The sequence below is a fragment of the Streptomyces sp. NPDC057565 genome (assembly GCF_042801455.1).
GTDB classification, from domain to species: domain Bacteria; phylum Actinomycetota; class Actinomycetes; order Streptomycetales; family Streptomycetaceae; genus Streptomyces; species Streptomyces yanii.
In genome coordinates, this window is the sequence record NZ_JBHVFU010000006.1 from 253,636 (window position 1) to 279,423 (window position 25,788).

26 protein-coding genes are annotated in these 25,788 nt (G+C 69.7%); 17 read left to right on the top strand and 9 right to left on the bottom strand.

Annotated elements, in window-relative coordinates; genetic code table 11:
- The first annotated feature begins 7 nt into the window (after window positions 1–7).
- The gene (ppgK, locus tag ACFU8W_RS15685; RefSeq protein ID WP_345515317.1) at window positions 8–745 is read left to right on the top strand and encodes a polyphosphate--glucose phosphotransferase; all 738 of its coding nucleotides are present in this window, start codon (window positions 8–10) and stop codon (window positions 743–745) included.
- Window positions 746–754: 9 nt separating this feature from the next.
- On the opposite strand, the gene ACFU8W_RS15690 is transcribed toward ppgK, so the two are convergent.
- Window positions 755–1,345 (bottom strand): DUF6542 domain-containing protein, encoded by a 591-nt coding sequence (locus tag ACFU8W_RS15690; protein ID WP_384036732.1) that lies wholly within the window; start codon window positions 1,343–1,345, stop codon window positions 755–757.
- A gap of 194 nt (window positions 1,346–1,539) precedes the next feature.
- Between ACFU8W_RS15690 and ychF the strand changes: the two genes are divergently transcribed.
- Entirely contained in the window at window positions 1,540–2,628 is a 1,089-nt protein-coding gene (gene ychF / locus ACFU8W_RS15695) for a redox-regulated ATPase YchF (RefSeq protein ID WP_384036735.1), read from the top strand.
- A gap of 181 nt (window positions 2,629–2,809) precedes the next feature.
- On the opposite strand, the gene ACFU8W_RS15700 is transcribed toward ychF, so the two are convergent.
- Window positions 2,810–3,580: a BTAD domain-containing putative transcriptional regulator gene (locus ACFU8W_RS15700; RefSeq protein WP_384036738.1), complete on the bottom strand. Its 771-nt coding sequence runs from the start codon at window positions 3,578–3,580 to the stop codon at window positions 2,810–2,812.
- A 137-nt stretch (window positions 3,581–3,717) separates the two neighbouring features.
- Here ACFU8W_RS15700 and ACFU8W_RS15705 point away from each other — a divergent pair, with 137 nt between their 5' ends.
- The 6 genes from ACFU8W_RS15705 (at window position 3,718) to ACFU8W_RS15730 (ending at window position 7,965) form a co-directional block, all read left to right on the top strand.
- Window positions 3,718–4,251, top strand: coding sequence for a redoxin domain-containing protein (locus ACFU8W_RS15705; protein ID WP_345515321.1), 534 nt, complete (start codon window positions 3,718–3,720; stop codon window positions 4,249–4,251).
- A gap of 73 nt (window positions 4,252–4,324) precedes the next feature.
- Window positions 4,325–4,504, top strand: a complete 180-nt coding sequence (locus ACFU8W_RS15710) for a hypothetical protein (RefSeq protein ID WP_345515323.1) — start codon at window positions 4,325–4,327, stop codon at window positions 4,502–4,504.
- Window positions 4,505–4,577: 73 nt separating this feature from the next.
- Window positions 4,578–5,111, top strand: a complete 534-nt coding sequence (locus ACFU8W_RS15715; protein ID WP_384036743.1) for a MauE/DoxX family redox-associated membrane protein — start codon at window positions 4,578–4,580, stop codon at window positions 5,109–5,111.
- 15 nt (window positions 5,112–5,126) lie between these two features.
- Complete coding sequence (locus tag ACFU8W_RS15720) at window positions 5,127–5,681, top strand: TlpA family protein disulfide reductase (protein ID WP_384036746.1); 555 nt, start codon at window positions 5,127–5,129, stop codon at window positions 5,679–5,681.
- On the top strand, window positions 5,678–7,510 hold the full coding sequence (locus tag ACFU8W_RS15725; RefSeq protein WP_384036749.1) for an ABC transporter ATP-binding protein: 1,833 nt from the start codon (window positions 5,678–5,680) through the stop codon (window positions 7,508–7,510). Before ACFU8W_RS15720 ends, ACFU8W_RS15725 begins: the two co-directional genes overlap by 4 nt.
- Complete coding sequence (locus ACFU8W_RS15730; protein WP_384036752.1) at window positions 7,507–7,965, top strand: S26 family signal peptidase; 459 nt, start codon at window positions 7,507–7,509, stop codon at window positions 7,963–7,965. Before ACFU8W_RS15725 ends, ACFU8W_RS15730 begins: the two co-directional genes overlap by 4 nt.
- Window positions 7,966–8,094: 129 nt before the next feature.
- On the opposite strand, the gene ACFU8W_RS15735 is transcribed toward ACFU8W_RS15730, so the two are convergent.
- Entirely contained in the window at window positions 8,095–8,469 is a 375-nt protein-coding gene (locus ACFU8W_RS15735; protein ID WP_384036755.1) for a hypothetical protein, read from the bottom strand.
- A 132-nt stretch (window positions 8,470–8,601) separates the two neighbouring features.
- Here ACFU8W_RS15735 and ACFU8W_RS15740 point away from each other — a divergent pair, with 132 nt between their 5' ends.
- Entirely contained in the window at window positions 8,602–9,105 is a 504-nt protein-coding gene (locus ACFU8W_RS15740) for a levansucrase (protein ID WP_384036758.1), read from the top strand.
- Window positions 9,106–9,120: 15 nt separating this feature from the next.
- On the opposite strand, the gene ACFU8W_RS15745 is transcribed toward ACFU8W_RS15740, so the two are convergent.
- Window positions 9,121–9,561 carry a hypothetical protein gene (locus tag ACFU8W_RS15745; RefSeq protein ID WP_384036760.1) on the bottom strand — a complete coding sequence of 147 codons (441 nt, stop codon included), beginning with the start codon at window positions 9,559–9,561 and terminating at the stop codon, window positions 9,121–9,123.
- 320 nt (window positions 9,562–9,881) lie between these two features.
- Between ACFU8W_RS15745 and ACFU8W_RS15750 the strand changes: the two genes are divergently transcribed.
- On the top strand, window positions 9,882–10,364 hold the full coding sequence (locus ACFU8W_RS15750) for a cupin domain-containing protein (RefSeq protein WP_266981948.1): 483 nt from the start codon (window positions 9,882–9,884) through the stop codon (window positions 10,362–10,364).
- A gap of 36 nt (window positions 10,365–10,400) precedes the next feature.
- On the opposite strand, the gene ACFU8W_RS15755 is transcribed toward ACFU8W_RS15750, so the two are convergent.
- The gene (locus tag ACFU8W_RS15755) at window positions 10,401–11,504 is read right to left on the bottom strand and encodes a threonine synthase (protein ID WP_384036764.1); all 1,104 of its coding nucleotides are present in this window, start codon (window positions 11,502–11,504) and stop codon (window positions 10,401–10,403) included.
- A 215-nt stretch (window positions 11,505–11,719) separates the two neighbouring features.
- On the opposite strand from ACFU8W_RS15755, the gene ACFU8W_RS15760 reads away from it, so the two are divergent.
- Window positions 11,720–13,303, top strand: a complete 1,584-nt coding sequence (locus ACFU8W_RS15760; protein ID WP_384036766.1) for a S8 family serine peptidase — start codon at window positions 11,720–11,722, stop codon at window positions 13,301–13,303.
- A 69-nt stretch (window positions 13,304–13,372) separates the two neighbouring features.
- Here the strand turns inward: ACFU8W_RS15760 and ACFU8W_RS15765 are convergent, their stop codons facing one another.
- Window positions 13,373–14,764, bottom strand: a complete 1,392-nt coding sequence (locus ACFU8W_RS15765) for a glycoside hydrolase family 18 protein (protein WP_384036769.1) — start codon at window positions 14,762–14,764, stop codon at window positions 13,373–13,375.
- Between the two features lie 258 nt (window positions 14,765–15,022).
- On the opposite strand from ACFU8W_RS15765, the gene ACFU8W_RS15770 reads away from it, so the two are divergent.
- From ACFU8W_RS15770 to ACFU8W_RS15795, 6 genes are all read left to right on the top strand, one after another.
- A complete protein-coding gene (locus tag ACFU8W_RS15770) occupies window positions 15,023–15,775 on the top strand; it encodes a GntR family transcriptional regulator (RefSeq protein WP_384036772.1) in 753 nt (250 codons plus the stop codon).
- 300 nt (window positions 15,776–16,075) lie between these two features.
- On the top strand, window positions 16,076–17,857 hold the full coding sequence (locus ACFU8W_RS15775) for a purine-cytosine permease family protein (RefSeq protein WP_384036775.1): 1,782 nt from the start codon (window positions 16,076–16,078) through the stop codon (window positions 17,855–17,857).
- A gap of 209 nt (window positions 17,858–18,066) precedes the next feature.
- Window positions 18,067–18,249 carry an SPOR domain-containing protein gene (locus tag ACFU8W_RS15780; RefSeq protein ID WP_266981936.1) on the top strand — a complete coding sequence of 61 codons (183 nt, stop codon included), beginning with the start codon at window positions 18,067–18,069 and terminating at the stop codon, window positions 18,247–18,249.
- 73 nt (window positions 18,250–18,322) lie between these two features.
- The gene (locus ACFU8W_RS15785; RefSeq protein ID WP_384036779.1) at window positions 18,323–18,817 is read left to right on the top strand and encodes a (deoxy)nucleoside triphosphate pyrophosphohydrolase; all 495 of its coding nucleotides are present in this window, start codon (window positions 18,323–18,325) and stop codon (window positions 18,815–18,817) included.
- 149 nt (window positions 18,818–18,966) lie between these two features.
- Window positions 18,967–19,395 (top strand): ATP-binding protein, encoded by a 429-nt coding sequence (locus ACFU8W_RS15790; protein WP_266981932.1) that lies wholly within the window; start codon window positions 18,967–18,969, stop codon window positions 19,393–19,395.
- Window positions 19,396–19,588: 193 nt separating this feature from the next.
- Window positions 19,589–22,147, top strand: a complete 2,559-nt coding sequence (locus tag ACFU8W_RS15795; protein ID WP_384037145.1) for a SpoIIE family protein phosphatase — start codon at window positions 19,589–19,591, stop codon at window positions 22,145–22,147.
- Between the two features lie 51 nt (window positions 22,148–22,198).
- On the opposite strand, the gene ACFU8W_RS15800 is transcribed toward ACFU8W_RS15795, so the two are convergent.
- From ACFU8W_RS15800 to ACFU8W_RS15810, 3 genes are all read right to left on the bottom strand, one after another.
- Complete coding sequence (locus ACFU8W_RS15800; RefSeq protein WP_384036783.1) at window positions 22,199–22,912, bottom strand: PspA/IM30 family protein; 714 nt, start codon at window positions 22,910–22,912, stop codon at window positions 22,199–22,201.
- Window positions 22,913–23,025: 113 nt separating this feature from the next.
- Complete coding sequence (locus ACFU8W_RS15805) at window positions 23,026–25,119, bottom strand: TPM domain-containing protein (RefSeq protein WP_384036785.1); 2,094 nt, start codon at window positions 25,117–25,119, stop codon at window positions 23,026–23,028.
- Window positions 25,120–25,253: 134 nt separating this feature from the next.
- Window positions 25,254–25,697, bottom strand: coding sequence for a hypothetical protein (locus tag ACFU8W_RS15810; RefSeq protein WP_384036788.1), 444 nt, complete (start codon window positions 25,695–25,697; stop codon window positions 25,254–25,256).
- Window positions 25,698–25,788: the final 91 nt, after the last annotated feature.

Consider the following 25,788-nt stretch of genomic DNA (forward strand, 5'->3'; position numbering starts at 1 on the left):
GGGTCGCATGCAGATCTTCGGCGTGGACATCGGCGGATCCGGGATCAAGGGTGCTCCCGTGGACCTGGACCGCGGAGACCTGGCGCAGGAGCGCCACAAAGTACTGACACCGCATCCGGCCACGCCCGAGGACGTGGCCGACAGCGTGGCCGAGGTGGTCGGCCACTTCGACTGGTCGGGACCGGTCGGCATCACCTTCCCGGGCGTAGTCACCAGCGGTGTCACCCGCACAGCGGCCAATGTCGACAAGGGCTGGATCGACACCGATGCCCGCACGCTCCTCGGCAACAAGCTGAGCCTTCCGGTGACCGTCCTCAACGACGCCGACGCGGCGGGAATCGCCGAGATGACGTTCGGCGCCGGGCGCGGCCGCAAGGGGACCGTGATCATGCTGACGTTCGGTACGGGGATCGGCAGCGCTGTCTTCATCGACGGGCAGCTCGTGCCCAACACCGAGCTCGGCCATCTGGAGCTGAACGGACACGACGCCGAGAAGCACGCCTCCACGAAGGCCAAGGAGGACGAGGATCTGAGCTGGCACCACTGGGCGCACCGGGTGCAGAGGTACCTGACCCATGTGGAGATGCTGTTCTCACCCGAGCTCTTCATCATCGGCGGCGGAGTCAGCCGCAAGGCGGACAAGTTCCTGCCGCTGATCGACCACGTACGGGCCGAGATGATCCCCGCGGAGCTGCAGAACAACGCGGGCATCGTCGGCGCGGCCATGGCCGCGGCAGGCAGCTGACCGGGGGAGCTAATCCTTCGGACGCCGTGTGGACCGCGCCGTCCGCGCGGCCAGCAGCATCCGCCGCCGGCGCTGCCGCATCAGCCGGATCTTGCGCACGGTGGCGATGAGCCCCGCGACGAGCGTGCCGCCGTACAGCCAGCCGGCATGGACGGCGAGCGCGGTGACGACCGCCATCGTCTGCCCGCCGAAGCCGCCCGTGCCGCCGGAGATCGGAATCACACCGATGGTGAACGCGATCGGCACGCTGATCGGTGCGGTCACCAGGTCCGCCGGCCGTACCCACAGTGCGGTCAGCGCGCTGACCGGCAGGAACAGCACCCCGTACACAATCGGCGAACCGTCGAGCAGCAGCCGGTCGAGGCACGCCAGCGAGAACATGACGGCGGCGGCGAACAATCCGGCACCGATGCCGGTGAGCCGAGGACTGGGCAGTCGGCGCAGCGCGAGCACGGCGGGCGCCCCCGGGCGTTCCCGGGGTCGGGGCGAGCCCACGGTCCGATGGACGGTGTCGGCCTCGTCAAGGGTGCCCTGCGGGGACAGCGGGGGCTGCTGAGGTGACTGCCGGTGCCGAGGGGGACGTGTTCTGGGCTGCTCCACCGGGACAACGTAGGTCGCGAGGCGGGAGGACAGAGGCGTGGGACACGCCCTTTGGGTGACCTTGGCGATGAGTTCGATGCCACATGGCCGAACGGGAACCGGATCGGCCCGGACCGGATCTGTGACTACCCGCTTGCCCCCGCCCGTAAACTGGAGAATCGGCCCATCCATCCTTACTGCAGGAAGTCGCCAACGTGTCGCTCACGATCGGAATCGTCGGTCTGCCGAATGTCGGCAAGTCGACCCTGTTCAACGCCCTGACCAAGAACGACGTGCTGGCGGCCAACTACCCGTTCGCCACGATCGAGCCGAACGTCGGCGTGGTCGGCGTCCCCGACGCGCGCCTGAGCAAGCTCGCGGAGATCTTCAACTCCCAGAAGCTGCTCCCGGCCACCGTCGACTTCGTGGACATCGCCGGCATCGTGCGCGGCGCGAGCGAGGGCGAGGGCCTCGGCAACAAGTTCCTCGCGAACATCCGCGAGTCCGACGCCATCTGCCAGGTCATCCGTGCCTTCAAGGACGAGAACGTCGTCCACGTCGACGGCAAGGTCTCGCCCAAGGACGACATCGAGACGATCAACACCGAGCTGATCCTCGCCGACCTCCAGTCCATCGAGAAGGCCGTCCCGCGCCTCACCAAGGAGTCCCGCCTCCAGAAGGAGAAGGTCGCGGTCCTCGCCACGGTCGAGGAGGCCCAGAAGATCCTGGAGTCCGGCCAGACCCTCTTCGCCGCGGGCATCACCGCGGGCACCGAGAAGGGCAAGCTCCTCCACGAGCTGCACCTCCTCACCACCAAGCCCTTCCTCTACGTCTTCAACGTCGACGAGGACGAGCTGGTCGACGAGGACTTCAAGAACGAACAGCGCGCCCTGGTCGCCCCCGCCGAGGCGATCTTCCTCAACGCGAAGATCGAGTCCGAGCTCATCGAACTCGACGACGACGAGGCCCTCGAACTCCTCCAGTCCATGGGCCAGGATGAGCCCGGCCTGGCCACCCTCGGCCGCGTCGGCTTCGACACCCTGGGCCTGCAGACCTACCTCACGGCAGGTCCGAAGGAAGCCCGCGCCTGGACGATCAAGAAGGGTGCCACGGCCCCCGAGGCGGCCGGTGTCATCCACACCGACTTCCAGAAGGGCTTCATCAAGGCGGAGATCATCTCCTTCGAGGACCTGGTCGAGACGGGCTCGGTCGCCGAGGCCCGCGCGAAGGGCAAGGCCCGCATGGAGGGCAAGGAGTACGTGATGCAGGACGGCGACGTGGTGGAGTTCCGCTTCAACGTGTAGCGGGCGACTTAGCACCACATCGCTGATCTGGTAAACACGCAGGTCAGAAGGGGTCCGACTCTTCGGAGTCGGGCCCCTGGTTTTTTCCCGTGCTGGGATGGTGCCGGGAAAGCTGATTCTTCGTCCCCCGTCACCCCTGCTCACCACTACCGTGCTGGGTCGGTGGGGATGCCGCGGCGCATCACACGGCGCCCAGGGCGCCACAGCGGAAGATGCGGCGGTCCATGGGATTGCCCCGCAGGATCGCCTCGCGCAGATCCTGCAGCTCGCGGCTCAGATCCAACCCCAGCCGCGCGGTCATTCGTGCTCGCGCCGAGGACAGCACTCGCAGCGCGTCCGCGCGACGGCCGCACTCGTAGAGCGTGGCCGCACGGAAGGCCAGGAGCATCTCGTGTTCCGGATGGTCCTCGGTGAGCCGCGCGAGCTCCGCGGCAAGCGACCAGTAGTTACGCAGCTTGAACTCCGCCGCGACACGCAGTAGTTGTGCCGAGATCAGCAGTTCGTCGAAAGCGGTGCCGACACCTCGGCGTGTCCGCTCGGATGCGACGTCCTCCAGCACCGCCCCCCGCCACTCGGCCAGGGCGGACGAGACGAGTCGTGAAACCTCCTGCGGCTCGGTGGCCCGCTGGGCCCGGTTGACCAGCTGGGTGAAGCGGTGCAGATCCACCAGCTGCGGATCGCCGGTCAGGGCGTACGTCGAACCGCTCCGCACCAGCCGCACCGACCCGTCGCACCCGCCCTGGCGAAGGCTCGCCCGCAGCCGGCAGACATGCACATACAGATCGGTCCGGGACGGCGGTCGTTCGTCCTCGTCCGACAGCAGGTCGATCAGCCGGTCCATCGGGAGCGGCCGGCCCATCTCCAGCAGGAGTAAACCCAGCAGCAGACGCTCGCGGCGGCGGCCGATGGCTCTGGGGTGTCCGTCGACGGACCACTCAACTCTGCCGAGCACTCGAAAATGCGACCCCGTGGCAAGCATGGCGGCAATCATGCTCAGCTCGTCATGTTCCTGGCAAGGTTTTGGCATCCTTCCGACAGGCCTCATCTATCACACTGCTCCCCCGTGCAACCGGCCAGGGGGGTCGCAACTTGCCTTACGTCATTGCGGGTCTGGTGCTCGTCGGAGCCGTCGCCCTGCTCAACCTCGTCCTGCTCATGGTCATCATGCGTCGCTGGCAGGAGCTCGAAGTCGTACGCCGTCGCGACGACTTCGCAGCCCAGGGGCCGCAACCCGGAGACGGACTCCCGGACTTCACCGCCACCGCGCTCAGCGGCCGGACCCTGACCCAGGACGACTTCCGCTCCGGGGAACTGCTTCTGGGTGTCTTCTCCCACGACTGCCCGGCCTGCACCGACAGCCTCCCCGACTTCGCCGAACGGGCCGACCGGGCCCGGGCGGCAGGCGGCCGGGTCCTGGCCCTGGTGATCGGCGCCGAAGCCGACGAGAGCAGTCTGACCGCCCAACTCGTCGGGCCGGCGGACGAGGTGGTACCGGGGCCCGAGGCATCACCACTGTTCCGCGCTCTGCGCGTCCCCGCCTTCCCCACGATCCTCAGCTACCAGGACGGCGTTGTCGCCGCTCCCTCCGCCGCCGGCCGCGAACCGGTACCGGCGGCCTCCTGAACCCCGGTGCGACCGCGGACCGCGGTCGCACCGCGGAGTACGCACATCCCATCCACACAGGAAGAGGAGAATCATGCGCACACTCAAGGCCGGTGCGGGCCGCCTGCTCGAGCGGATTCTGCCCAAGGCCGAAGCCGAGGCAGGCTGCGCGCCGGACTGCTGGACCGAGTGGAGCACCAGCGCCCAGCGGTGCCGCCGCTGTTGCTACACGGGCGCGTGCGGGGTCAGCTGCGGCAGCTGGAACTACTGCTGAACAACCACGGGGCGGGCCGCGCGCGGCCCGCCCCGTGTCCGCCGGCCCAGGACCCATTCTTTCGGAGTCATCCTTGTCCGACCTGCTGCTCGTCTGCCGCCTGACCCTGATCTGCGTGCTGGCCGTGGCCGGTCTCGCCAAGCTGCGCGACCGCCGCCGATTCGCCACGGCACTGGGCGACCTCACCTACCTGCCGGCAGCCGCCCGGCCGGCTCTCGCCGTCCTGGTGCCCGCGGCCGAGCTCATCGCCGCCGTGCTCCTCGCCCTGCCTCGGACGCTCACCGCGGGCCTGGCCGTCGCCGCCGCCCTGTGCGCGGCATTCAGCGCCGTCGCCGTCACCACCATGCGGAGCCGCAGCTCCGCCGGCTGCCCCTGCTTCGGCAGCAGGACCACTGTGCCCATGGGCCCCTGGCATGTCGCCCGCAACGCCACACTCACTGTGCTCGCCCTCCTCGGCGGCGCCATCGCCCTCACCCACGGCACCACCACTCCCGTCAGCGTCCCCGCACTCGCGCTCGCCGTCGCCGTCGCCGTCTATCTCACCGCGTTCGCCGTCTTCACCGACGACCTCGCCTTCTTCTTCTCCGCCCGCACCGGCCAACGCTGAAAGGACGATCACAGAGTGAGCTACGCCATCACCGGCCTCGCCCTTCTCGCCGCGGTCACCCTCGTCAACGCCCTCCTCACCTTCGCGGTCGTCAAACGCTGGCGTGCCATGATGGCCGCCCCCGCCCCGGCCGCCGCGGCCTCGGGCCCTCCAGCCCTCGCCGTACACGAAGGTGACCACACCCCCGCTTTCACCTTGCAAACCCCCCGAGGCGAAGTCAGCGAATCCACCCTGGCCGGGCACCCCGCCCTCGTCTGTTTCCTCCGCCCCGACTGCGGGCCCACCAGGGAGAGCCTCCCCGAGATCCAGCGGTGGGCCGAGGCGAACACCCCGTCGGGGGCGCATCTCGTCGCCGTCATCAACGGACAGCCCACCGAGGCCGGCCCCTTGCTGGAAGCAGTCGGCCCGCTCACCGAACTCACCGCCACCGAACCCCCGAACGGTCCCGTTGCCGGCGCCTTCGGCGTACGCCACCACCCCACCTTCGTCCTCCTCGACGCCGACGGGACCATCACCGAGACAGGCATCGGCCAAGGTTCCCTGCCCGCGCTCAACCTCCTCACCGCATGAGCGGGCAGTCCACCTCCCGCACGGCCGAATTCCTGCGGGGCCTCACCGCCGTACTCGCCCTCACGCTGCGGTCCTGCCCCGGGGCACTCGCCGTCCGCATCGCCACCGTCGTCATCGCGGGTACAGCCCCCGTAGCCGCCTCCTGGCTGCTCAAGTACGTGGTCGACAGACTCACCGCGGATGAATTCCGTGCCTCGGACCTCAACTGGGCCGCGGCCGGCATCGGCCTGCTCACTGTTCTCCTCGCCGCCGCCTCAGCCGTCTCCTCCTACGCTGACGGCCGCATACGCCGCGCCACCTCCACCCGGGCCCAGACCGACCTGCTCACGGCTGTCAACCGGCTCAGCGGTCTGTCCAAGCTCGAACAGCCCGCCTTCCACGACCGCGTCCAACTCGCCATCCAAAGCGCGCAGGGGGCCGAGCGACTCGTCGGTGCAGCGCTCCAGGGCGCCCAGGGAGTCCTCACCCTGGCGGGCTTCCTGGGAAGTCTTCTACTCATCAGCCCCACCCTGGCCGCCATCCTCATCGCCGCGGCCGTTCCGGCCCTCTTCGCCCACCTGGCCAACAGCCGGCATCGCGCGGACATGTTCTGGCGCACCAGCAACCTCGCCCGCCGCCAGATCTTCTACCGAGGGCTCCTCACCGACACGCAAGCGGCGAAGGAGATCCGCCTCTACGGCCTCGGCGGCTACTTCGCGCAGCGCATGCGTACCGATCTCGACAGCATCAACCGGCAGGAGGAACGCCTCGACCGCCGCCTCGTCACCCACGAGACGGCCCTCGCCGTCCTCGGAGCCGGCGTCTCCACCGGCGCACTCGTCTGGGGCGTGCACCAGGCCGCCGCCCACGCCCTCACCGCCGGTGACGTGTCCCTCCTCGTCGCCGCCCTCGCCGGCATGCAGACGGCACTCATCGGCCTGGTGGGGTGCATCGCCCAAAGCCACCAGACGGCCCTGCTGTTCAGCCACTACTTGCATGTCACCCAGGTCCGGGACGACCTCCCCGCCCCGGCCGCCCCGATCGCCCCACCGTCCCTGAGCCACGGCATCGAACTCCGGGACGTCTGGTTCCGCTACACCGACGACGGACCGTGGATCCTCCGCGGAATCAGTCTGACCATCCCGCACGGCACCAGCCTGGCCATCGTCGGTCTCAACGGCGCCGGCAAGAGCACCCTGGTCAAACTGCTGTGCCGCCTCTACGACCCGCAGCGGGGCAGCATCCGTTGGGACGGCATCGACCTGAAGGACTTCCCTGCGGACCAGCTGCGCCGGCGAGTCAGCGTTGTCTTCCAGGACCCGATGGAGTACGACCTCACCGCCGGGGAGAACATCGGTCTCGGTGACCTCGGCTCTCTCCACGACCATGGGCGCATCCACGCCGCCGCCGCCGACGCGGACATCCACACCGCCCTAGCCCGCCTCCCACAGGGGTACGACACCATGCTCAGCCGGATGTTCTTCCCCGACGACACCGAAGACACCAGCCCTGGTGTCCAGCTGTCGGGCGGCCAGTGGCAGCGCCTCGCGCTCGCCCGGGCCCTGATGCGTTCCGAACGGGATCTCATGATCCTCGACGAACCCAGCACCGGCCTCGACGCGGTCGCCGAACGCCACGTCCACGACCGGCTCACCTCACTGCGCCAGGGCGCGACGAGCATTCTCGTCTCCCACCGTCTCAACACCGTCCGCGCCGCAGACGCCATCGTCGTCATCGCCGACGGAACCGTGCAGGAGACAGGCACCCACGAACAGCTCATGACCGCCCACGGCACCTATGCCGAGCTCTTCACCACGCAAGCCGAAGGCTACGAGGAGACCGTCCGATGACCGCCGCAGCCGCGGTGCTCCTCGCCCTCGCAGGACTCCTCGTCCTCGCCGCAGCCCTGTTGCTGGCTCGTGGGCGGCTGGTGGCTGTGACCGTCCGCGGACACAGCATGTCGCCGACCCTCATGCCCGGCGACCGGATCCTCATGCTCCGTGGAAGACGCCGTGTCGCCACGGGCCGGGTGGCCGTCGTCGTCGCACCCCACCCCGAGCACGGCTGGCACTCCGTCACGAGCACCACGCCCGACTCCTGGTACGTCAAACGCATCGTCGCCGTCGCCGGAGAGCCCGTACCGCACTGGGCCGGCCGATGCCCCGGTACCCACGTGCCGCCGGGCATGCTCGTCCTCCTGGGCGAGAAGCCGGGTTCGACGGACTCCAAACAGTGGGGCTACTGCCCCGAGGACAAGCTCATCGGAACCGTCCTGCTCCGCCTGCGTGCCGCTGCGGCTTCGTGAGCGTCTGATGTGCGAGGCGGACCTGCACAGCGCGGGCCCATGCCGGCCCCGATTCTCAGCAGACGCCGGTTCCGAGGAACGGGCGGGGGCGCAGTTCCGCATACGGGAAGCCGGGCGGCACGGCCCGGCTCACCGCCCGCGCGGGGAAGCGGGTCCGGCCGCGGCCGAGTCGAGCATGCAGTGCATGACGGCGACCGGCAGCGCCGGGTTCTGGGCCGCGGAATCCGCCGTGGCCGTGTCCCGCAGCAGCCGGATCAGGGTGCGGGCCGGCAGGCGCGGGTGGGTCGCGGCGGCGTGCCGGACCGATCTCCGTGGGTCGTTGAGGAGCCGTACCGCGGAGACGGGTGACAGGCGTGGGTCGGTCGCGGCCCGGTGGCGTACCTCCTCATGGGTGTCCCGGCTGAAGCGTTCCACCAGGTCGGCGGTGGACTCCGGGTCGTCCAGGGCCAGTTGGCGCCCGGCTCGCTGCAGTAGCTCCGCGCGGCTGTTCCTGCAGTCCGTCATGGTGGCCATCCTGCCGGAGCGGGCCCCACACCGCGTCGACGACCGTTACGGAGCCGACCTCGGCGCACCCTGTGAACCCACAGGGCGGCCTCGGGCTTCCGGAGCGTGCCCGGCCCGTGGACAATCGCCGCCATGAGCGAAGAGTCGATACGGAACTACCTGGCCTCGGTCGAGGGCCGACTGGCGGCCGACGGCTGCGGGCCGCGCTGGGAGGACTGGGCGGGCGTGCCGGTTCTCGTCGGCCGGCGGGCCGACTTCCGGATGCGGTGGGCGGCCACCAACCTGCATCTGTTCACCGTGGCCGCCGCCGTGCCCGAGATCACCGTCCCGGTCATCGACACGTTCACCACACAGGTGCTCGCGTACGCCAAGAAGAACAAGGGCGGGCTGCCCGTCGGCATGCAGACCGGTGTCGCCTGCTTCCCCCTCCTGGTCAGCGACCGGATCGACCCGGCCGCAATGGCCTGGGCGGAGGAGAAGCAGCGCAACAAGTTCGCCTGCTTCGCCCGTCCGGTCGTCGTCGACACGGCGCAGGGGTACGTGGGGCTGTACCGCGGGAAGCCGGCCATCGGGCGCGCGTACGCCGGGCACCTCATCGAGAAGGGTGCCCTGTACTTCCAGCCGCAGCAGGGCTGAGGAACCGGTGCGGGGTCAGGGGTACTTCAGGCGGCTCAGCCACCACGGGGTGTCCGCTGATCCGGCCGCAGGATCGTTGAGGGTGTGCCGCAGGAACCGCTCGTCGAGTGGGGCGAGCACTGCGCGCAACTCGCGGGCGCAGTGCGGCGAAAGCGCGTGCAGGAGCACGTCGAGCACGCCACGCCATGCCTCAGGCCCCCAGTGGTCGCCCTGGCCGACCAGTCCTTCCACACCCGTCCGCAGAGGGTAGAGCACTCCCTGCCCGGGGATGTCAGCCAGTTGCCGCCAGTGCCGGAACGCTTCGTACGCGGCGCCCGGCCAGAAGCGTTCCCGTTCGGCGTGGGTGAGTTCGGTCAGGGTGCGCATCGAGAGCCCGGGCACCACGGCCCGGCTCTCCCACGGGCGGTGACGATGCCGCAGGCCCCTGCGGACGGCGGCCGGCGGCTTACGCGGCATGGGCCTTTCGCGTGTCGGTCATGCCGTCCATGATGCATCGCCCCCGGGGGCGTGCGCGAGCGGTTTCGGCCGAGCGGTGCGCCCAGGCGGCCTCGGTGTCCCCGGCCGCCGGACGTCGGAGCGGGGACGGCCGGCGGTCGGGGGAGACGCCGCGCACGAGGGCGCCGGCGGGGCGATCAGCGCGCCCGCGATCAGGTGGGGAGGACCGTGATGAGAGAGACGCGCGCGACGCTCACTGTGCGAACGTAAGGACGCCGACGCCACGGGCGGGCGACGCATGGGGTGATCGGCTGACGGTTCGATCGACGGAGGAGAACGGCATGTCGTACCCGGAACCGACGTACACGGACGGCAAGGGCGAGATCAGCGCCACGTACCGGCCGGCGAGCACGGCGGCGAATCTGCTGACCCGCAGCGGCGGAAGTACCCACTACCTGGCGACCACGGAGACGACGCACGGCGAATTCGGGCTCTACCGGATGGACATGGCGCCCAGAGCCGGCGGCCCTGCCACACACTTCCACCGGTCCATCTCGGAGTCGTTCTTCATCCTCGACGGGACGGTGCGGATCTACGACGGCGCGCAGTGGGTCGACGCGACACAGGGCGACTTCGTCTACGTACCGCAGGGCGGACTGCACGCCTTCCGGAACGACTCCGAGGCACCGGCGTCGATGCTGCTGCTGTTCACACCGGGTGCGCCGCGCGAGGAGTACTTCGAGAAGGTGGCGGAGGCCGCGCAGTGGTCGGAGGAGGAGCGGACCGAGTTCTTCATCAAGCACGACACGTACTGGACGGACTGACCCCGGCTCGCTCCCTCGCTGTCGGCAGCTCCCTGATCAGGGAGCCAGGCCCGTCTTGAGTCCAGCCCCGCACAGGGGGACGACGACACTGCGGTCCGTCCAGTCGCCGACCGCCGCCCAGCAGGCGACCCCGGTCGTCTCGACGTAGAAACCGCGGGTCGCCAGGTCCCTCTGTGCGGCACGGATCTGATCTTCCGTCACTGTGAGGAAGGTGCCGCCCGACTCCCGTACCGCCGCCAGGATCTGTCGGGCGCGCGGCGGGCGGGGGATGGCGATGCCCTCGGCGAGCGTGGGGGCGGCGAGGGCGGCCCGGCCGGGAGGGTCGGGCAGGCCGTCCGCGCCTCGGTGGAACGCGGTGGCCAGCGGCGACACGGCCTCGGCCTGCACGGCGATCAGGGCGGGACGCGTGTCGATCAGGCCCTGGGCGAGGAGTTCCGAGGTGGCCAGCGCCGCGCCGAGCAGCAGCGTGCCGTTGCCGACCGGCACGGCGATGGCGTCGGGGAGCCTGCCGCCGAGGTCTTCCCACATCTCGTACACGTACGTCTTCGTGCCGTGCAGGAAGTACGGGTTGAAGACGTGCGAGGCGTAGAAGGTGCCGGGGGAGTCGGCGGCGGCCCTGGCGGCCAGTGCGGTGGCCTCGCGGTCGCCGGGGACGATCTCCAGGCGGGCGCCGTGGGCCCGGATCTGCTCGGTCTTCTTCGGGGATGTGCCCTCGGGGACGTACACCGTGCAGGGCAGTCGGGCCCGCGCGCAGTACGCGGCGACGGCCGTCCCCGCGTTGCCACTGCTGTCCGCGACGACGCGACCGGGGGAGAGACGGCGGGCCAGCTCGGCGAGCATCACGGCGCCGCGGTCCTTGAAGGAGAGGGTCGGCATCAGGAAGTCGAGCTTGGCGGAGACCGTGCCGGTGAGCGGTACGAGTGGCGTGCGGCCCTCGCCGAGGCTGGTGGTGGGCGAGGAGAGGGGCAGCACCTCTTCGTAACGCCACAGTGAATTGACGCGTCCGGCAAGCGCGTTGGCGGAGAGCGGTGCATCCGGCTCGAAGTCGAGGTCCCAGGGGCCGCGGCAGACCGGACAGCACCAGGTCAGGGATGTGGTGTCGGCGCGGGTGCCGTCCTGCGGGCAGAGATACGTGGCCATGTCCGCCAGCATGTCAGCCGTGTGGCGGGTGGATGGCAAAGGTATGGCGTTCCCCAAGGCCGTCTTGTGGGATTCCTATGGATCGGTCAATCTTTCGCTGACAGCAGGGAACGGGCAGCGCGGAAACCGGCGTTGTTGATTGACATGCTCATGTCCATTTCCGACCGGCCCACAACGCCACATCAACGCACGGTAATTGAGGAGGATCCCCCCACATGTCAGTGATGAGTCACACCCCCCACGCGCGTCGAAGACTCGCTGCGGCGAGCGTCATAGCAGGCGCCGCCCTCGCGTTCTCCACCGCGGCGGCGTTCCCCGCCACCGCGGCCGGGACCGCGGCGGAAGGCCGGATCGAGAACGCGGGCGCGCCGGGCGCCATCAGCGGCAGCTACATCGTCACGCTCGACGAGACGGCGGCCGACGCCGGCTCCACGCAGGGCAAGGCGCTCGCCAAGGAGTACGGCGCCACGATCAAGAAGACCTACCGCGCCGCCCTCAACGGCTACGCGGTCGAGCTCTCCGAGGCGCAGGCGAAGAAGTTCGCCGCGGACCCGGCCGTCGAGTCCGTCGTGCAGAACCGGACGTTCACGGTCTCCGGCACCCAGCCGTCACCGCCTTCGTGGGGACTCGACCGGATCGACCAGAAGACCCTGCCGCTGAACCAGAGTTACACCTATCCCGACAAGGCGGGCGAGGGTGTCACGGCGTACATCATCGACACCGGTGTCCGGATCACCCACAGTGACTTCGGCGGCCGCGCCTCGTACGGCTACGACGCCATCGACAACGACAACACCGCGCAGGACGGCAACGGCCACGGCACGCATGTGGCGGGCACCGTCGCAGGTTCCGCGTACGGCGTCGCCAAGAAGGCGAAGATCGTCGCCGTGCGGGTCCTCAACAACAGCGGCTCCGGCACGACCGCACAGGTCGTCGCGGGCATCGACTGGGTGACGGCGCACGCCGTCAAGCCCGCCGTCGCCAATATGAGCCTGGGCGGAGGGGCGGACTCCGTGCTCGACGCCGCCGTGCGCAACTCCATCGCGTCCGGCATCACCTACGCCGTTGCCGCGGGCAACGAGTCGACCAACGCCTCCACCAAGTCCCCGGCACGCGTCACCGAGGCCATCACCGTCGGTTCCACGACCAGCACCGACGCCCGCTCCAGCTTCTCCAACTACGGCAGCGTGCTGGACATCTTCGCCCCGGGCTCGTCGATCACCTCCTCCTGGAACACCAGCGACAGCGCCACGAACACCATCTCCGGTACGTCGATGGCGACCCCGCACGTCGCCGGCGCCGCGGCCCTCTATCTGGCCGACCACCCGGCCGACACTCCCGCGCAGGTCTCCGCCGGCCTGGTCGCCGCGGCCAGCACCGGAGTGGTGACCAGCCCGGGCACGGGTTCACCGAACCGGCTGCTGAACGTCGGCAGCGGCACCACGACGCCGCCGGGCCCGAAGTTCGAGAACACGACGAGTTACACCATCAGCGACAACTCCACGGTCGAGTCGCCGATCACCGTCACCGGTGTCACCGGCAACGCACCCGCGGCGCTGAGCGTGCCCGTCAACATCACGCACACGTACATCGGCGACCTGAGGATCGACCTGGTCGCGCCCGACGGGTCGGTCTACAACCTGAAGGCGTACGGAACGGGCGGCAGCACCGACAACGTGATCACCACCTACACGGTGAACGCCTCGTCGGAGGCGGCCAACGGGACCTGGAAGCTGCGGGTCAGCGACAATGCCGCGGCCGACACCGGGAGGATCAACTCCTGGGCCCTGCAGTTCTGATCCTTGCGACGACGGGTCCGTGAACGGACCGAGGGTGTGGGGGCGGCTGCCCCCACACCCTCTCGCCTGCTAACGCCGGCCCAGGCCCTGGTCGACGGCGGTCATCAGCTCGCCGTCGTCCGTGTCCCCGTCCAGCGACCAGAACATCGCACCGCCGAGGCCGTGGCTGCGGATGTACGAGGTCTTGGTGCGCAGCACCTGCGGGTCGTCGTACGTCCACAGGGTCGTGCCGTCGAACAGCCAGGCGTGCCCGTTCCTCACGTCCCGGTGGATCCTGTACGTACCGGAGTCGGCCAGCTTCTTGAGGGCCTTGTAGTCCTCGTAGCCCGCCGCCCAGGTGGCGGGTGCGGGGGCCGCGGCCGGCCGGCCGAGACCGTCGCCTCCGCCCGTCACGCCGGTCCAGCCCTGGCCGTAGAACGGCATGCCCATCACCAGCTTGCGGGCAGGGGCGCCGCGCTCGATCCAGTCGCCGACGGTCTGGTCGACGCTGAAGTCGCCCTTCGCGTACAGCGCGGACTGCTGCGCTGTGGTCTTCTCGCCGGAGACATGGAAGTCGTAACCCTGGAGGTTCACGAAGTCGAAGTCCCGCATGATGCGGCGCACGTCGAAGCCCGCGTCGATCTTGGCGGGAGCGGTGGGGACGAACGCGGAGAGGTCGTAGTGCTTCGGCCTCGCGCCGTGGCCCTTCCCCTTCCGCGCCTTCGCACCGCTCTTCGCGTACGCGTCGAGCTGGGTACGGAACTCGTGCACCAGGGCGGTGAAGTTCTGCTTGTCCTCGGGGCGGTAGACCGTGTCCGTGTCGCCGGCGGAGCCGGGCCACTCCCAGTCGATGTCCACGCCGTCGAAGAGCCCGGCTGCGGCTCCCTCGCCGCCGCGCGCCCCGTCCACCGGCAGATTGCCCTTGATGTACAGGTCGATGCAGGAGGAGACGAACGCCTTGCGGGAGGCGGCGGTGCGGGCCGCGTCCGAGAAGTGGGTGGACCAGCTCCAGCCACCCAGCGAGATCATCACCTTCAGGCCGGGGTGCTTGGCCTTGAGCTCACGCAGCTGGTTGAAGTTGCCCGCGAGAGGCTGGGTGTCGGTGTCCGCGACGCCGTCCACCGACCCGGCGGCGTCGAGCGGACGGACGTAGTCCGCCCAGGCGTCCGCCTCACCGGGCACATTGCCGGCCAGGCACGTGCCGTCGGCGCTCGCGTTGCCGAAGGCGTAGTTGATGTGGGTGAGTTTGGCGGCGGCGCCGCTCGTGTCCAGGTCCTTGACCTGGAAGTCGCGCCCGTAGACACCCCATTGGGTGAAGTAGCCGACGCGCTTGTAGGCGGGGGCGGACGCGGCGGCGTGGCGGCCGTCGCTTCCGGTGCCGCTGGTGGCGCGATCTGCGGTGGCGGAGGCGGGGGCGATGCCGGCCGCCAGCGAGAGGGCGGAGGCGGCGAGGGCGAGTCCGGACAGGGTTCTTCGACGCATGAGGCCCGTTCCTGTGCGTATGCCGAGAAGTACGAGAGCCGTGCTGTGAGTTGTGCTGTGTGCAGAGGAAGTTATTGGTCTGGACCAAATCGGGTCAAGGGGTGGGAGCCGATCGCGGATTATCGGGGGCGGTCGGGGGTCGGGTATGTGTCGTGCGGCACCAAATCATCACTTCGGGTGAAACTTTGGCCTGTGCTTGCGGTCCACAACCGACGGTTGCCAGTCTGTTGCAGACTGTCAACCTGTTGGGAGTGGCCCGTGACTTTCGGTGAGCAGCCCGCCTATCTGCGCGTTGCGAGCGATCTGAGAGAGAAGATCGCCAATGGTTCGCTGCCGCCGCATACGCGCCTGCCGTCGCAGGCCCGTATCCGCGAGGAGTACGGAGTCTCCGACACGGTCGCGCTGGAGGCGCGCAAAGTGCTGATGGCCGAAGGGCTGGTCGAGGGGCGCTCCGGTTCCGGTACGTATGTGCGCGAGCGCCCGGTCCCGCGTCGTATCGCCCGTTCCGGATACCGTCCGGGCGCCGGTGCCACCCCGTTCCGCCAGGAGCAGACGGCGGACGGGGTGCGGGGGACGTGGGAGTCCCGCAGCGAGCAGGAAGGGGCGAGCCCGGAGATCGCCGAGCGGCTCGGCATCGAGACGGGCGACCGGGTGATGCGTACGAGGTACATCTTCCGGGAAGCGGGGGAGCCGATGATGCTCTCCACTTCCTGGGAGCCCCTCGCCATCACGGGGCGCACGCCGGTGATGCTGCCGGAGGAGGGCCCGTTGGGCGGCTGCGGGGTGGTCGAGCGGATGGCCGCGATCGATGTCGTCGTGGACAACGTGGTCGAGCAGGTCGGCGCGCGCCCGGGACTGGCGGAGGAGCTCCTGGCGCTCGGCGGTGTGCCGGGTCATGTGGTGATGGTGATCGGGCGCACGTACTACGCATCGGGGCGGGCGGTCGAGACGGCGGATGTGGTGGTGCCCGCCGACCGCTACCGGATCGCCTATCACCTTCCTGTCAGGTGAGCGGCGGTTCGCGCGCCGGTGGGGTCCATCGGGGCCCGCTGTCGAGCCCTCGGCCGAGCTCGACGCCGATCCCTTTGACGAGTGCTCCGGCGGGACTTTTCCGGGCCCCGCCCGGCTTGCGGCCGGGATTTCTGTCGAGTGACCGATACCCGGACGGCCTGTCCCGGACCCGTGACGACGAGTTAACGCCCATCCGGTTCCCGTAACCGAGGGGCAATCACCGGCCGTAGCGAGTTGTCATGTCCTGCTCCTACCTTCCCGTCCGTACCCGCACACGGACAGACGAACGGGAAGTCACCGATGACGGACACAGCCACCCCCACGACGGCCGGGGTCCCGGAGGCGCAGCCCGCCGGAGCTTCGGGATCCGACGGGGCTGCCGGGACACCGGCCGCCGCCCCGCCGCCTCCCGGACGCAGCTATGCCAGACTCGCCGCCGACGAGAGCCGGGAGGACTACTCCCTCCGCTACGCACCGCATTCCTTCCGGCGCTGGTCGCCCTCGGTGGTCGCGGGCACCGCGCTCGGCGGGATCGCCTATCTCGCCGACTTCGCGATCGGTGCCTCGATCGTCTTCACCTACGGCTTCACCAGCGGTCTCGCCTCGATCCTCACCGCGGCGACGATCATCTTCCTCACGGGCATTCCGATCGCCCGGGCCTGTGCGAAGTACGGCCTCGACATGGACCTGGTCACGCGCGGCGCCGGCTTCGGCTACTTCGGCTCGACGCTGACCTCGTTGATCTACGCGTCCTTCACCTTCATCTTCTTCGCCCTCGAGGGCTCGATCATGGCGCAGGCCATGCACCAGGCCGTCGGACTGCCGGTCCAGGCCGGCTATCTGCTGACCACGTTGATCGTCATCCCGATCGTCTTCCGGGGCATGGGCGCGCTCGCCAAGGTGCAGGCCTGGACCCAGCCGATCTGGATTGTCGGCATGGTCCTGCCGTTCGTGGTACTCGCCTTCGAAGCGCCGGACGCCTGGGGCGCGTTCGGCTCCTTCGGCGGTACGGAAGGCGCGGGCTCCGGCTTCTCCTGGGTCGGGTTCGGACTCGGCACGGGCGTCGCCCTCTCGCTGATCGCCCAGATCGGAGAGCAGGCCGACTATCTGCGCTTCATGCCCGCCAGGACCGAGGCCAACAAGCGCCGCTGGAACCTCGCGGTGCTCGCCGCCGGGCCCGGCTGGGTCATCATCGGGGCGGCGAAGCAGCTCGGCGGCGCGCTGCTCGCCTTCGTGGCGCTGGAGGCGGTCGGCAGGACACACGCACTGGAACCGATCGCACCGCAGATCGAGGCGCTGAGGCCGTGGCTCGGCTCGTTCGCCCTGCCCGCCGCCGCGGTCTTCGTGATCGTCTCGCAGATCAAGATCAACGTGACCAACGCCTACAGCGGTTCACTGTCCTGGTCGAACTTCTTCTCCCGCATCACCCACAAGCACCCGGGCCGGGTCTGGTACATCTTCCTCAACCTCGCCATCGCGCTCACGCTGATGGAGATGAACATGTTCGCGGCCCTCAACAAACTGCTGGGCTTCTACTCGAACGTGGGCATCGCCTGGATCGCAGCCGTCGCCGCCGACCTGGTCATCAACAAGCGGATCGGTCTGAGTCCCCGGTACATCGAATTCAAGCGCGCCTACCTGTACGCGGTGAACCCGGCCGGATTCGGCGCGATGGTGATCGCCTCGACCGTTTCGATCCTCGCCTTCTTCGGGCTGTTCGGCACCTACGCGGAGGCCTTCTCGACCTTCATCGCCGCCGGACTCTCCCTGGCGCTCTGCCCGTTGATCGCGTGGGCGACGAAGGGCGCGTACTACCTGGCCCGCCCCAACCCGGTGAACGGGCCGGGCGTCGAGATCGAGGACCTCACCGCCACCCACACCTGCTCGGTCTGCGACACCGCCTACGAGCTCCCGGACATCGCCGACTGCCCGGTCCAGTCGGGACCGATCTGTTCGCTGTGCTGCTCGCTGGACGCGGAGTGCGGGGACATCTGCCGCAAGGATCCGACCGCCGGCCCTGTCCTCATGCCGATGCCGACGCTGCGCACGGCGCGGGGGCCGGCCGAGGTGGCGGAGGCGTAAGCGGCACGACCGCTCCGCGAGGCACGGGGGCGCATCCGAATGGGTGCGCCCCCTTCGCGTTGGCCGGATCGGTGCCTCTTTGTGTAATTACGTATCCGTTGCGTAAAGGCCAGGCGTACGCTCGGGCATATGCGTACTGCGGTTTCCTGGGGATCCTTAGAGGCGTGCACGCCGTTCAGGGGAGGGGCTCAATGCTCGGGAGGGACACGATGAGCGACGGCGGTGCCGTGCTCCCGTGGCTGGTGATACGGCAGGACGACAACGGCAATCGGTACCGCGTCGGCAGGTACGCCACGCGGGACGAGGCCCAGAAGATCGCTGACAAGCTCGACAATCGCGGACACAAGCAGCTCTATTGGGTGGAGCGCATGGGGCAGAGCGCCCGGCCGTGACCGACGGGCGACTACGGGGGTGGTACGGGGCCGGGGCCTGTGAGGGGCGGAACCGGGGACTACGCTCCGGCCTATGAGTGATCGCGTGGTGGTGGCCGGAGCCGTCTACGACCAGGGGCGCCTGCTGGCCGCGCGTCGCAGTGCGCCGCCCGAGCTGGCCGGCCGCTGGGAGCTGCCCGGTGGAAAGCTGGAGCCGGGGGAGAGCGGCGAACAGGCGCTCGTACGTGAACTCCGCGAGGAACTGGGCGTCGAGACCGAGCCGCTGGAGCGAATCCCCGGTGAGTGGCCGCTGGGGCCCGGATACGTACTTCAGGTGTGGACCGCGCGACTGGTGTCCGGTGTGCCCGCGCCGCTCCAGGATCATGACGAGCTGCGCTGGCTCGGGCCCGGCGAGGGTGACGAGATCGACTGGCTGGATCAGGACCGGCCCGCCGTCGCCGAAGCCATGCGCCGTCTCCCGGCCGGATCCGCGCCGGTCGAATCCACGACGGCCGAATCCACGACGGCCGAATCCACGCCGACCGGAACCGCGTCGACCCGGAGGCTGCCGGGCGGTGCGTGCTGCTGATCGGGTGCCCCGCTGTGCCCGCGCTGCGCGCATGTCGCCGTACGCCCGTACGCCCTACGCGTCGATTCCGGCGATAGGTCGCCCTAAATATCGGGTATGTGCTGATTAGCCACCGTAAACAGGACGTTCTTCGTTGCTGGTCTTGGGAAGTGATCGGCGTGATCGATACCGAAGGCGACTGCGCCGAGTGGACCTTTCCAGCAGTGCCCGGCGCCGTCCGTACTGCTCGGCATGCGGTCCACGAGGCGCTGCGGGGGTGGGGACTCGATGCGGCCGTCGGTGATGTGACCGTCCTGCTGGTCAGCGAGCTGGTGACCAATTCCTTGCGCTACGCCTCGGGCCCCATCGGGGTACGGCTGGTGCGCCCCCACCTCGATGGCGAAGTTCCGGACGCCCACCCCGGACTGCTGGTGGAAGTCTCCGATCCGCTTCCGGATCCGCCCACCGAACGTGCTGCTGCACCCGACGACGAAGGCGGCCGAGGACTGCAGCTGGTGGCCTGTTCCGCACGCCGCTGGGGGACCCGGCGCGGAAAGAGTGGAAAGACAGTGTGGTTCGAGCTGGCCCTCCCTGGTTAGGAGTGGGGTGGGACGCACAGCGATCACCAGAGGCCGGGCCGAACCTGGCTGAAAGGGACTGTGGCCGTGCTGTGATCCTGAACGCCGTGCCGGAGAGCGCCGTAGTGCTGAATACTGCGGGCAGGACCGGTCCGGTGTGTGAGCTGGAGGGGACGGTCGCGTGAGCGAAATACCGGGGACAGCGGGCGACGTCGTGTGGCAGAGCAGCCCGCCTGGCTCGATCTATGACTACATCAGGGTCGCCTCCTTCTCGATCGGCCCCGACGGGCTGATCGAGCAGTGGAGCCGCCGGGCCGCCGGCCTCTTCGGCATTGCCGCGCACGAGGCGGTGGGCAGGGACCCGGTCGAGACCTTCATGCCCGCAGAGCTGCGCACCGGTGGCCATCGCCGGGTCGGCGAGATACTCGACGGCAAGGAGTGGACGGGCCTCGTCCCCTTCCGGATGCCGGGCGAGAACGCCGTGCACGGTCTCGCCGAGGTCTATGTCATGCCCAGCGAGACGGAGAGCGGGGAACCGGCCGCCCTCTGTATCGTCGTGGACGTCCGCGCCCTGCGGCGTATCGAGACGGACCTTGCGGCATCGCAGGCCATTTTTGGTCAATCTCCCTTCGGTTTCGTGCTGTTCGGCACAGACTTCACGGTCGTGCGCGCCAACCAGCGCTTTGCCACCGTCTTCGGCGGCCAGGCCGACGACCACCGCGGCCGCACGGTCGACGACTATCTCGCCCGCCCCGAGGCCGAGCGGCTCACCGCCACACTCCGGCGTGTTCTGGAGACCGGGAACTCCGTCACCGATCTCCAACTCGTCGGCACCACACCGGGCGACTCCGAGAGCCGCCACTGGTCGATGAACCTCTACCGCGTGCACAGCGGAGCAGGCCGCCCCATCGGCATAGCCGGACTGGCCACCGACGTCACCCGCCGACACATCGCCGCCCGCGAGGCCGCCAGCGCCCGCCGCAACCTCGCCCTGCTCAACGAGGCCGGCGCCCGCATCGGCAACTCCCTCGACCTGGAGACCACCGCCCGCGAACTCCTCGGCGTCGCTGTACCCGGCTTCTGCGACCTCGCCTCGGTCGACCTCTATCAGGGGCTGCTCACCGGTGACGAAGCGCCGCCCGGCAGTTGGGGCTCGCTCCACCACGAGCCCGTCGGCGGATCCGCGGAACTGCGCCGTGTCGCCTTCGCCAGTGCCGTGTCGGATGCCCTTCCGGCCACTGCCCCGGACAGCGCCTCGACCGACGGCGCCATCACCCCGCCCGCCCTGGGCGCCGTCCACCGCTACCCCTTCAACTCCCCCTGTTCCATAGCCCTGCGGACCGGCCACGTCGAGGACGTCCCCGGCGACGACCGCGGCTTCGTCCAGTCCACCCTTGCCGTTCCGATGGTCGCTCATGACACCGTCGTCGGCCTCGTCCAGTTCTCCCGCACCAAGGGCAGCGAACCCTTCGGCGAACGCGACCGGGCCCTCGCCACCGAACTCGCTGCCCGCGCCGCCGTCTGTATCGACAACGCCCGCCTCTACCGGCGCGAGCACGAGCGCGCGCTCATCCTCCAGCGCAGCCTGCTGCCACCGGGCGATCCCGAGGCAGCCGGTCTCGACATCGCTTGCCGTTATCTTCCCGGCAACACCGCGACCGAGGTCGGCGGCGACTGGTTCGACGTGATCGAACTCCCCGGACACCGCACCGCCCTGGTGGTCGGCGACGTCATGGGCCGTGGACTGCGGGCCGCCGTCGCCATGGGCGAACTGCGCACCGCCGTAAGGACCCTGGCCCTCCTCGACCTGGAACCCGCCGAGGTTCTCTCCGCCCTCGACGAGGTCGCCCGCGGTCTGGGCACCCCCGGTGGCAGCACCCCCTCCGATGGCCTCGGCGGCGCCCAGTGGCCGTCACGGGCGTCCCACAAGGCCCGGGATGCAGATCTCTCCGAGGTCTATCTGGCGACCTGTGTCTACGCCGTCTATGACCCGGTCACCCGGCGGTGCACCTTTGCCAACGCCGGACACCTCCCCCCTGTTGTGGTCGAGCCGGGCGAACCCGCCCTGCTGCTCGACGTCCCGCCCGGGATGCCGCTCGGCGTCGGCGGCGAACCCTTCGAGGAAGTCGAGGTCGAACTGAAGGAGGGCGCCCTCCTCGCCCTTTACACCGATGGTCTCGTCGAGTCCCGCGACCACCCGCTCGACGAAGGACTGCAGGCACTGCGCAACGCCCTCGTCGAACCCGAGCTCCCGCTCGAGGACGTCTGCGACCACGTACTGACCACGCTCGACACCCGGCACGGTGAGGACGACATCGCCCTGCTGATGGCCCGCATCCAGGGGCTGCCGATCGACGCGGTCGGCGACTGGCGGCTGCCGCGCGAACCCCGCTCCGTCGGCCGTGCCCGCGAACTGGCCCGTCGCCAACTGCTCGCCTGGGAACTCGATGACCTGGTGGACACTACCGAACTGCTCGTCAGTGAGCTGGTCACCAACGCTTTGCGCTACGGCGAGGGCGAGATCCGGCTCAGGCTGCTGCGCGACCGTACGCTCGTGTGCGAGGTATGGGACGCAGGTCTCGTCCAGCCGCGGCGACGCCGAGCACACGACACGGACGAGGGCGGGCGCGGGCTGCAGCTGGTCGGACTGCTGAGTGCGGCCTGGGGTTCGAGGCGGACTCCGCGCGGCAAGACCGTCTGGTTCGAGCTGCCGCTGCCCGACGGGGCACCGGCCGCAGAACGCACGGTCGAGCAGCTGCTGAGCATGTTCTGAACGCGGGACCGGGACCCGGGGTCGGAACGGCTGCCGCTCCGGGTGCGGCGGTCATGACGCCGTTTTCAGGGCAGCAAGCCGGGCCTCGATCTCGGCGCTGTCGCCCAGGCTGTCCAGCCGCTCGAACTGGGCGTCCAGGGACGATGCGGCGAGCTCCTGCTTGCCCATTGCCTTCGCCTCCTCGCGCCGCACCTTGTCCTCGAAGCGGCTGAGCTCACTGGTCGGGTCCAGCACATTGATGTTCTTGACGGAGTCCATCATCTGGTTCTGTGCCTGGGCGGACTTGGCGCGTGCGACGAGCTCGTCCCGCTTGGACTTCAGCTCTGTCAGCTTGTTCTTCATCTGGTCCAGGCCGGACTTGAGCTTGTCCACCACCTCCGTCTGCGCGGCGATCGTCGGCTCTGCGGTCTTCGCCTCCTTCTCCGACTGCAACTGGCGGCCGAGCGCGACCTTGGCCAGGTTGTCGAACGTGTCGGCCTCCGCTGCCGAGCCCGCCGCCCGCAGCTCGTCGGCCTTGCGACTGGCGGCGAGCGCCTTGTTGCCCCATTCCTCGGCCGCGTCGACGTCCTCCCGGTGGTCCTGCTCCATCAGCCGCAGATTGCCGATGGTCGCCGCCACCGCCTGTTCGGCCTCCGAGATGTTCGCCGTGTAGTCGCGGATCAGCTGGTCCAGCATCTTCTGCGGATCCTCCGCCTGATCCAGCAGCGCATTGATGTTGGCCTTTGCCAGCTGAGTGACGCGGCCGAGGATGGTTTGTTTGGTCATGGCACCTCTCCTTGGTATGGGCCGTGTGGACCGTATGAATTCCATGGGCTGTGCGAATCGGACAGGCCGTACGGGCGGTCCGAACGCGCTCGCGCGCATGTTCCGCCGATTTTTCAGAAGCGGCCGCCGCCACCCCGCCGGCCGCGGGTGCCCCCGCCGCCGAAACTGCCGGGCCCGCCCCTGCCACCGCTCCCGCCGAATCCGCCCCCGAACCCCCCTCCGTAGCCGCCGCCCCCGCCGCCCAGGAGACCGCCGAGGATGATCCCGCCGAGGACCGCCCCGCTCATCCCGCCTCCTTGTACACCGCCCGGACCGTTTCGGTTCCCGTACGCCCGCACATCCTGTTCGGCCAGGCTCTGCGCCTGTCCGGCCAGCGAGTCCGCCCGATGCGCCTCGGCCAGGGCGCCTTGCGGATCGTCGTTCCCGGCCAGCTCCCGGGCCCGCTCCAATCGCCGCTGCGCCTCCGCGAGGCGGGTCCGGGCCTGGCTGCCCACCGCCCCGCGGTTCGTCGTGATGTAGTCCGCGGCTGCGGCGATCGCCGAGCGTGCGGTGAACGTCGCCTGGTCGAGCAGGGACTGGGCGCGACGATGGCCCTGCTCCCGCTCGCGTGCCCCGGCCAGCGCCTCGTCGAGCGCCGCATCCGCCTCCTCCACTCTGCGCAGCGCATCGATGGGGTCGTAAGGCCCGGCCGCCAGCTCCCTCTTCACCTCGCCGAGCACCGACCGGGCCCGGGCGACCCGGCCCCGCAGATCCGCGGTCGGCACGTTTTCCGCGGTGCCTTCGAGCAGCCCGTTCGCATCGGCCAGATCGGTCTCTGTCTCGGTGAGCGCGGCCGGCAGCTTCGCCGCCGCCTCCGCGAGCTCCCGGGCCCGCCGGTCCACGGCGTCGACGAGGGTGGTCGCCTGACCGACCGCGCCCTCGGTGGCCCGTACGTACACCGCGGCTGCCGCGTTGTTGCCCCCGTCCACCGCCTGTCGCGCCTGGTTGAGACTCGAGGTCGCGAAGACGAGACGGTCCTTCGCCTGTTCGGCATCGCCCGTGACGGAGGAGGAGGCCGATTCCGCATACCGACTGCGCAGCGTGGTGAGCACCGTGTCGGCCGCCGACACCCGGCCCGCGAGCGCACGGAAAGCGGACTCGGCGGTGGCCACGGCCTGCGGAGCGTTGCGTTCCAGTGCGCGCAGCCGGTCGAAGTCCTCGGAGACGGCGTCGAGTCGTGTGTTGGCCTCGGTGCAGCGGCTGATGATCTCGTCCAGCATCCGACGGCGCGTCGCGTCGTCCTCGGGGAAGGCGTCGTCGAGCTGCTGGCGCAACCGGAACGCGGCGGTCAGCTCGTCCTTCGCGCATGTGACGGCCCCGGTGAACGGGGCGGCGGCCTCTTCCCCGAACTGCGCGGTGGCAAAACCGAGTTCTTCTTCACTGGTGCGGACCGCGTCGTCCGTGTCCACCAGCGTCTGCTTGGCCCGGGCATCGAGCTCCGGAAGCGGAGTCGGCAGCTCCGGTGGAGGGGTGCCCTGTGCCCAGCCGGTCGCGCCGGGAGTGGTGCGGGTCGTGGTGCGTCTCTTCCGGCGGGTGTACGTATAGGCGGCGACCGCTCCCGCCCCGCCGACGAGGGCCACGGGCAGGAGCAGGTCCCAGGCGCTCGTCCCGCCGGGATTCCCCGTTCCGGGATCGTTGGCGCCGGGTGTGACGGCGGGGGTGGGCACGGGCTTCCCGGCCAGTACGGCGGTATAGCCGTCGGCAGCCCCGATGGCGGCGCCCGCCCAGTCGTTCTCCCTGAGGGCCGGTTCGATGGCCGTGCTCGCCACGTCCCGAAGCTGGGCGTCGGTCAGGCGGGAGCCCTGGTCGACGGTGTACGCGTACTGCCGGCCGTGTGTGGCGACAGCGAGCAGGACGTCCTCCAGGCCGAGCCCGTTCTTACGGGCGGTCTCATCGGCCCAGTTCTGCGCGGAACGGCCGGAGAAGTCACGTACGTACACGACGAAGAGCTGGATGCGGCGGTCGGCGTAGAGACGGTCGAGCGCGGCGACCACTTCGGACCTTCGATCACCGAGAGCACCCACCTTGTCGGTGATCTGCCCGTCCCGGGACAACGTCACGGGGTCGTCGGCGCGGGCGATCGGCGCAGCGGGAAAGGTCGGCCAGGCCAACGCCAACAGCACCGCGACGAGGGCGCGGCCCGGTATGAGGATCCGGGTACGGCTCACGAGCTGCATCACCTTTGTGAGGTTATGTCCACCCTCAGTCACCCGCGACCCGGCGGTCCGCCCGGGGCCGGTGCCACGTGATCCTCCGAGGTGGGGTCCTACGGTCCGCACTGCGGGGGATCGATGACGCCGTCCTACTGCCGCATCCGCCACCACGCCTCCCGTCGCCACGGATGGCCGGGCGCGCGGGGATCGGGGAGGGGCCGGCGGAACAGCTCCCTGTCGATCAGGGCGACGAGGCGGCCCGGCTCGGCCTGCGGCCGGGGCGGCAGCAGGGCCAGGACGTCGTCGAGCACGTCCCTGGCAAGGGTCACGTCGTCGAGCGAGCAGCCCCGACAGGGGCAGTCGGCGAGGCCGGGGTACAGCGTGCGGCCCGGGAGGCCGAAGAAGGAGTGACAGCGATGCGGGGCTGCGGCTGTGGCACCCGGGAAGACCGTGTACCCATCGCTCTCGTGCTCCACACGACGGATCGCGGCGTCGGCGGAGAGGGACAGCCGGTGGATCCTGCCCGGCTGGAACAGCCGTCCGGGCGTTCTCTGCTGGGCGGTGCGCAGCGCGCCGGGCTGCTTACGCCGCATCGGCCCTTCGGCAGGGAGGAGTCATGGCGGTCATACTGCCACGGCACGCCGACAATCAAGGGGGCACCGGAGTGCGTACGCGTATGAGGGA

Excerpts from the sequence above, each read along its gene's own strand:
- ppgK (WP_345515317.1), top strand. The coding sequence starts at position 8 with ATGCAGATCTTCGGCGTGGACATCGGCGGATCCGGGATCAAGGGTGCT.
- ACFU8W_RS15775 (WP_384036775.1), top strand. The coding sequence starts at position 16,076 with ATGACGGACACAGCCACCCCCACGACGGCCGGGGTCCCGGAGGCGCAG.
- ACFU8W_RS15785 (WP_384036779.1), top strand. The coding sequence starts at position 18,323 with ATGAGTGATCGCGTGGTGGTGGCCGGAGCCGTCTACGACCAGGGGCGC.
- ACFU8W_RS15710 (WP_345515323.1), top strand. The coding sequence starts at position 4,325 with ATGCGCACACTCAAGGCCGGTGCGGGCCGCCTGCTCGAGCGGATTCTG.
- ACFU8W_RS15780 (WP_266981936.1), top strand. The coding sequence starts at position 18,067 with ATGAGCGACGGCGGTGCCGTGCTCCCGTGGCTGGTGATACGGCAGGAC.
- ACFU8W_RS15810 (WP_384036788.1), bottom strand. The coding sequence starts at position 25,697 with ATGCGGCGTAAGCAGCCCGGCGCGCTGCGCACCGCCCAGCAGAGAACG.
- ACFU8W_RS15765 (WP_384036769.1), bottom strand. The coding sequence starts at position 14,764 with ATGCGTCGAAGAACCCTGTCCGGACTCGCCCTCGCCGCCTCCGCCCTC.
- ACFU8W_RS15760 (WP_384036766.1), top strand. The coding sequence starts at position 11,720 with ATGTCAGTGATGAGTCACACCCCCCACGCGCGTCGAAGACTCGCTGCG.
- ACFU8W_RS15800 (WP_384036783.1), bottom strand. The coding sequence starts at position 22,912 with ATGACCAAACAAACCATCCTCGGCCGCGTCACTCAGCTGGCAAAGGCC.
- ACFU8W_RS15730 (WP_384036752.1), top strand. The coding sequence starts at position 7,507 with ATGACCGCCGCAGCCGCGGTGCTCCTCGCCCTCGCAGGACTCCTCGTC.
- ACFU8W_RS15740 (WP_384036758.1), top strand. The coding sequence starts at position 8,602 with ATGAGCGAAGAGTCGATACGGAACTACCTGGCCTCGGTCGAGGGCCGA.
- ACFU8W_RS15735 (WP_384036755.1), bottom strand. The coding sequence starts at position 8,469 with ATGACGGACTGCAGGAACAGCCGCGCGGAGCTACTGCAGCGAGCCGGG.
- ACFU8W_RS15725 (WP_384036749.1), top strand. The coding sequence starts at position 5,678 with ATGAGCGGGCAGTCCACCTCCCGCACGGCCGAATTCCTGCGGGGCCTC.
- ACFU8W_RS15755 (WP_384036764.1), bottom strand. The coding sequence starts at position 11,504 with ATGGCCACGTATCTCTGCCCGCAGGACGGCACCCGCGCCGACACCACA.
- ACFU8W_RS15750 (WP_266981948.1), top strand. The coding sequence starts at position 9,882 with ATGTCGTACCCGGAACCGACGTACACGGACGGCAAGGGCGAGATCAGC.
- ACFU8W_RS15745 (WP_384036760.1), bottom strand. The coding sequence starts at position 9,561 with ATGCCGCGTAAGCCGCCGGCCGCCGTCCGCAGGGGCCTGCGGCATCGT.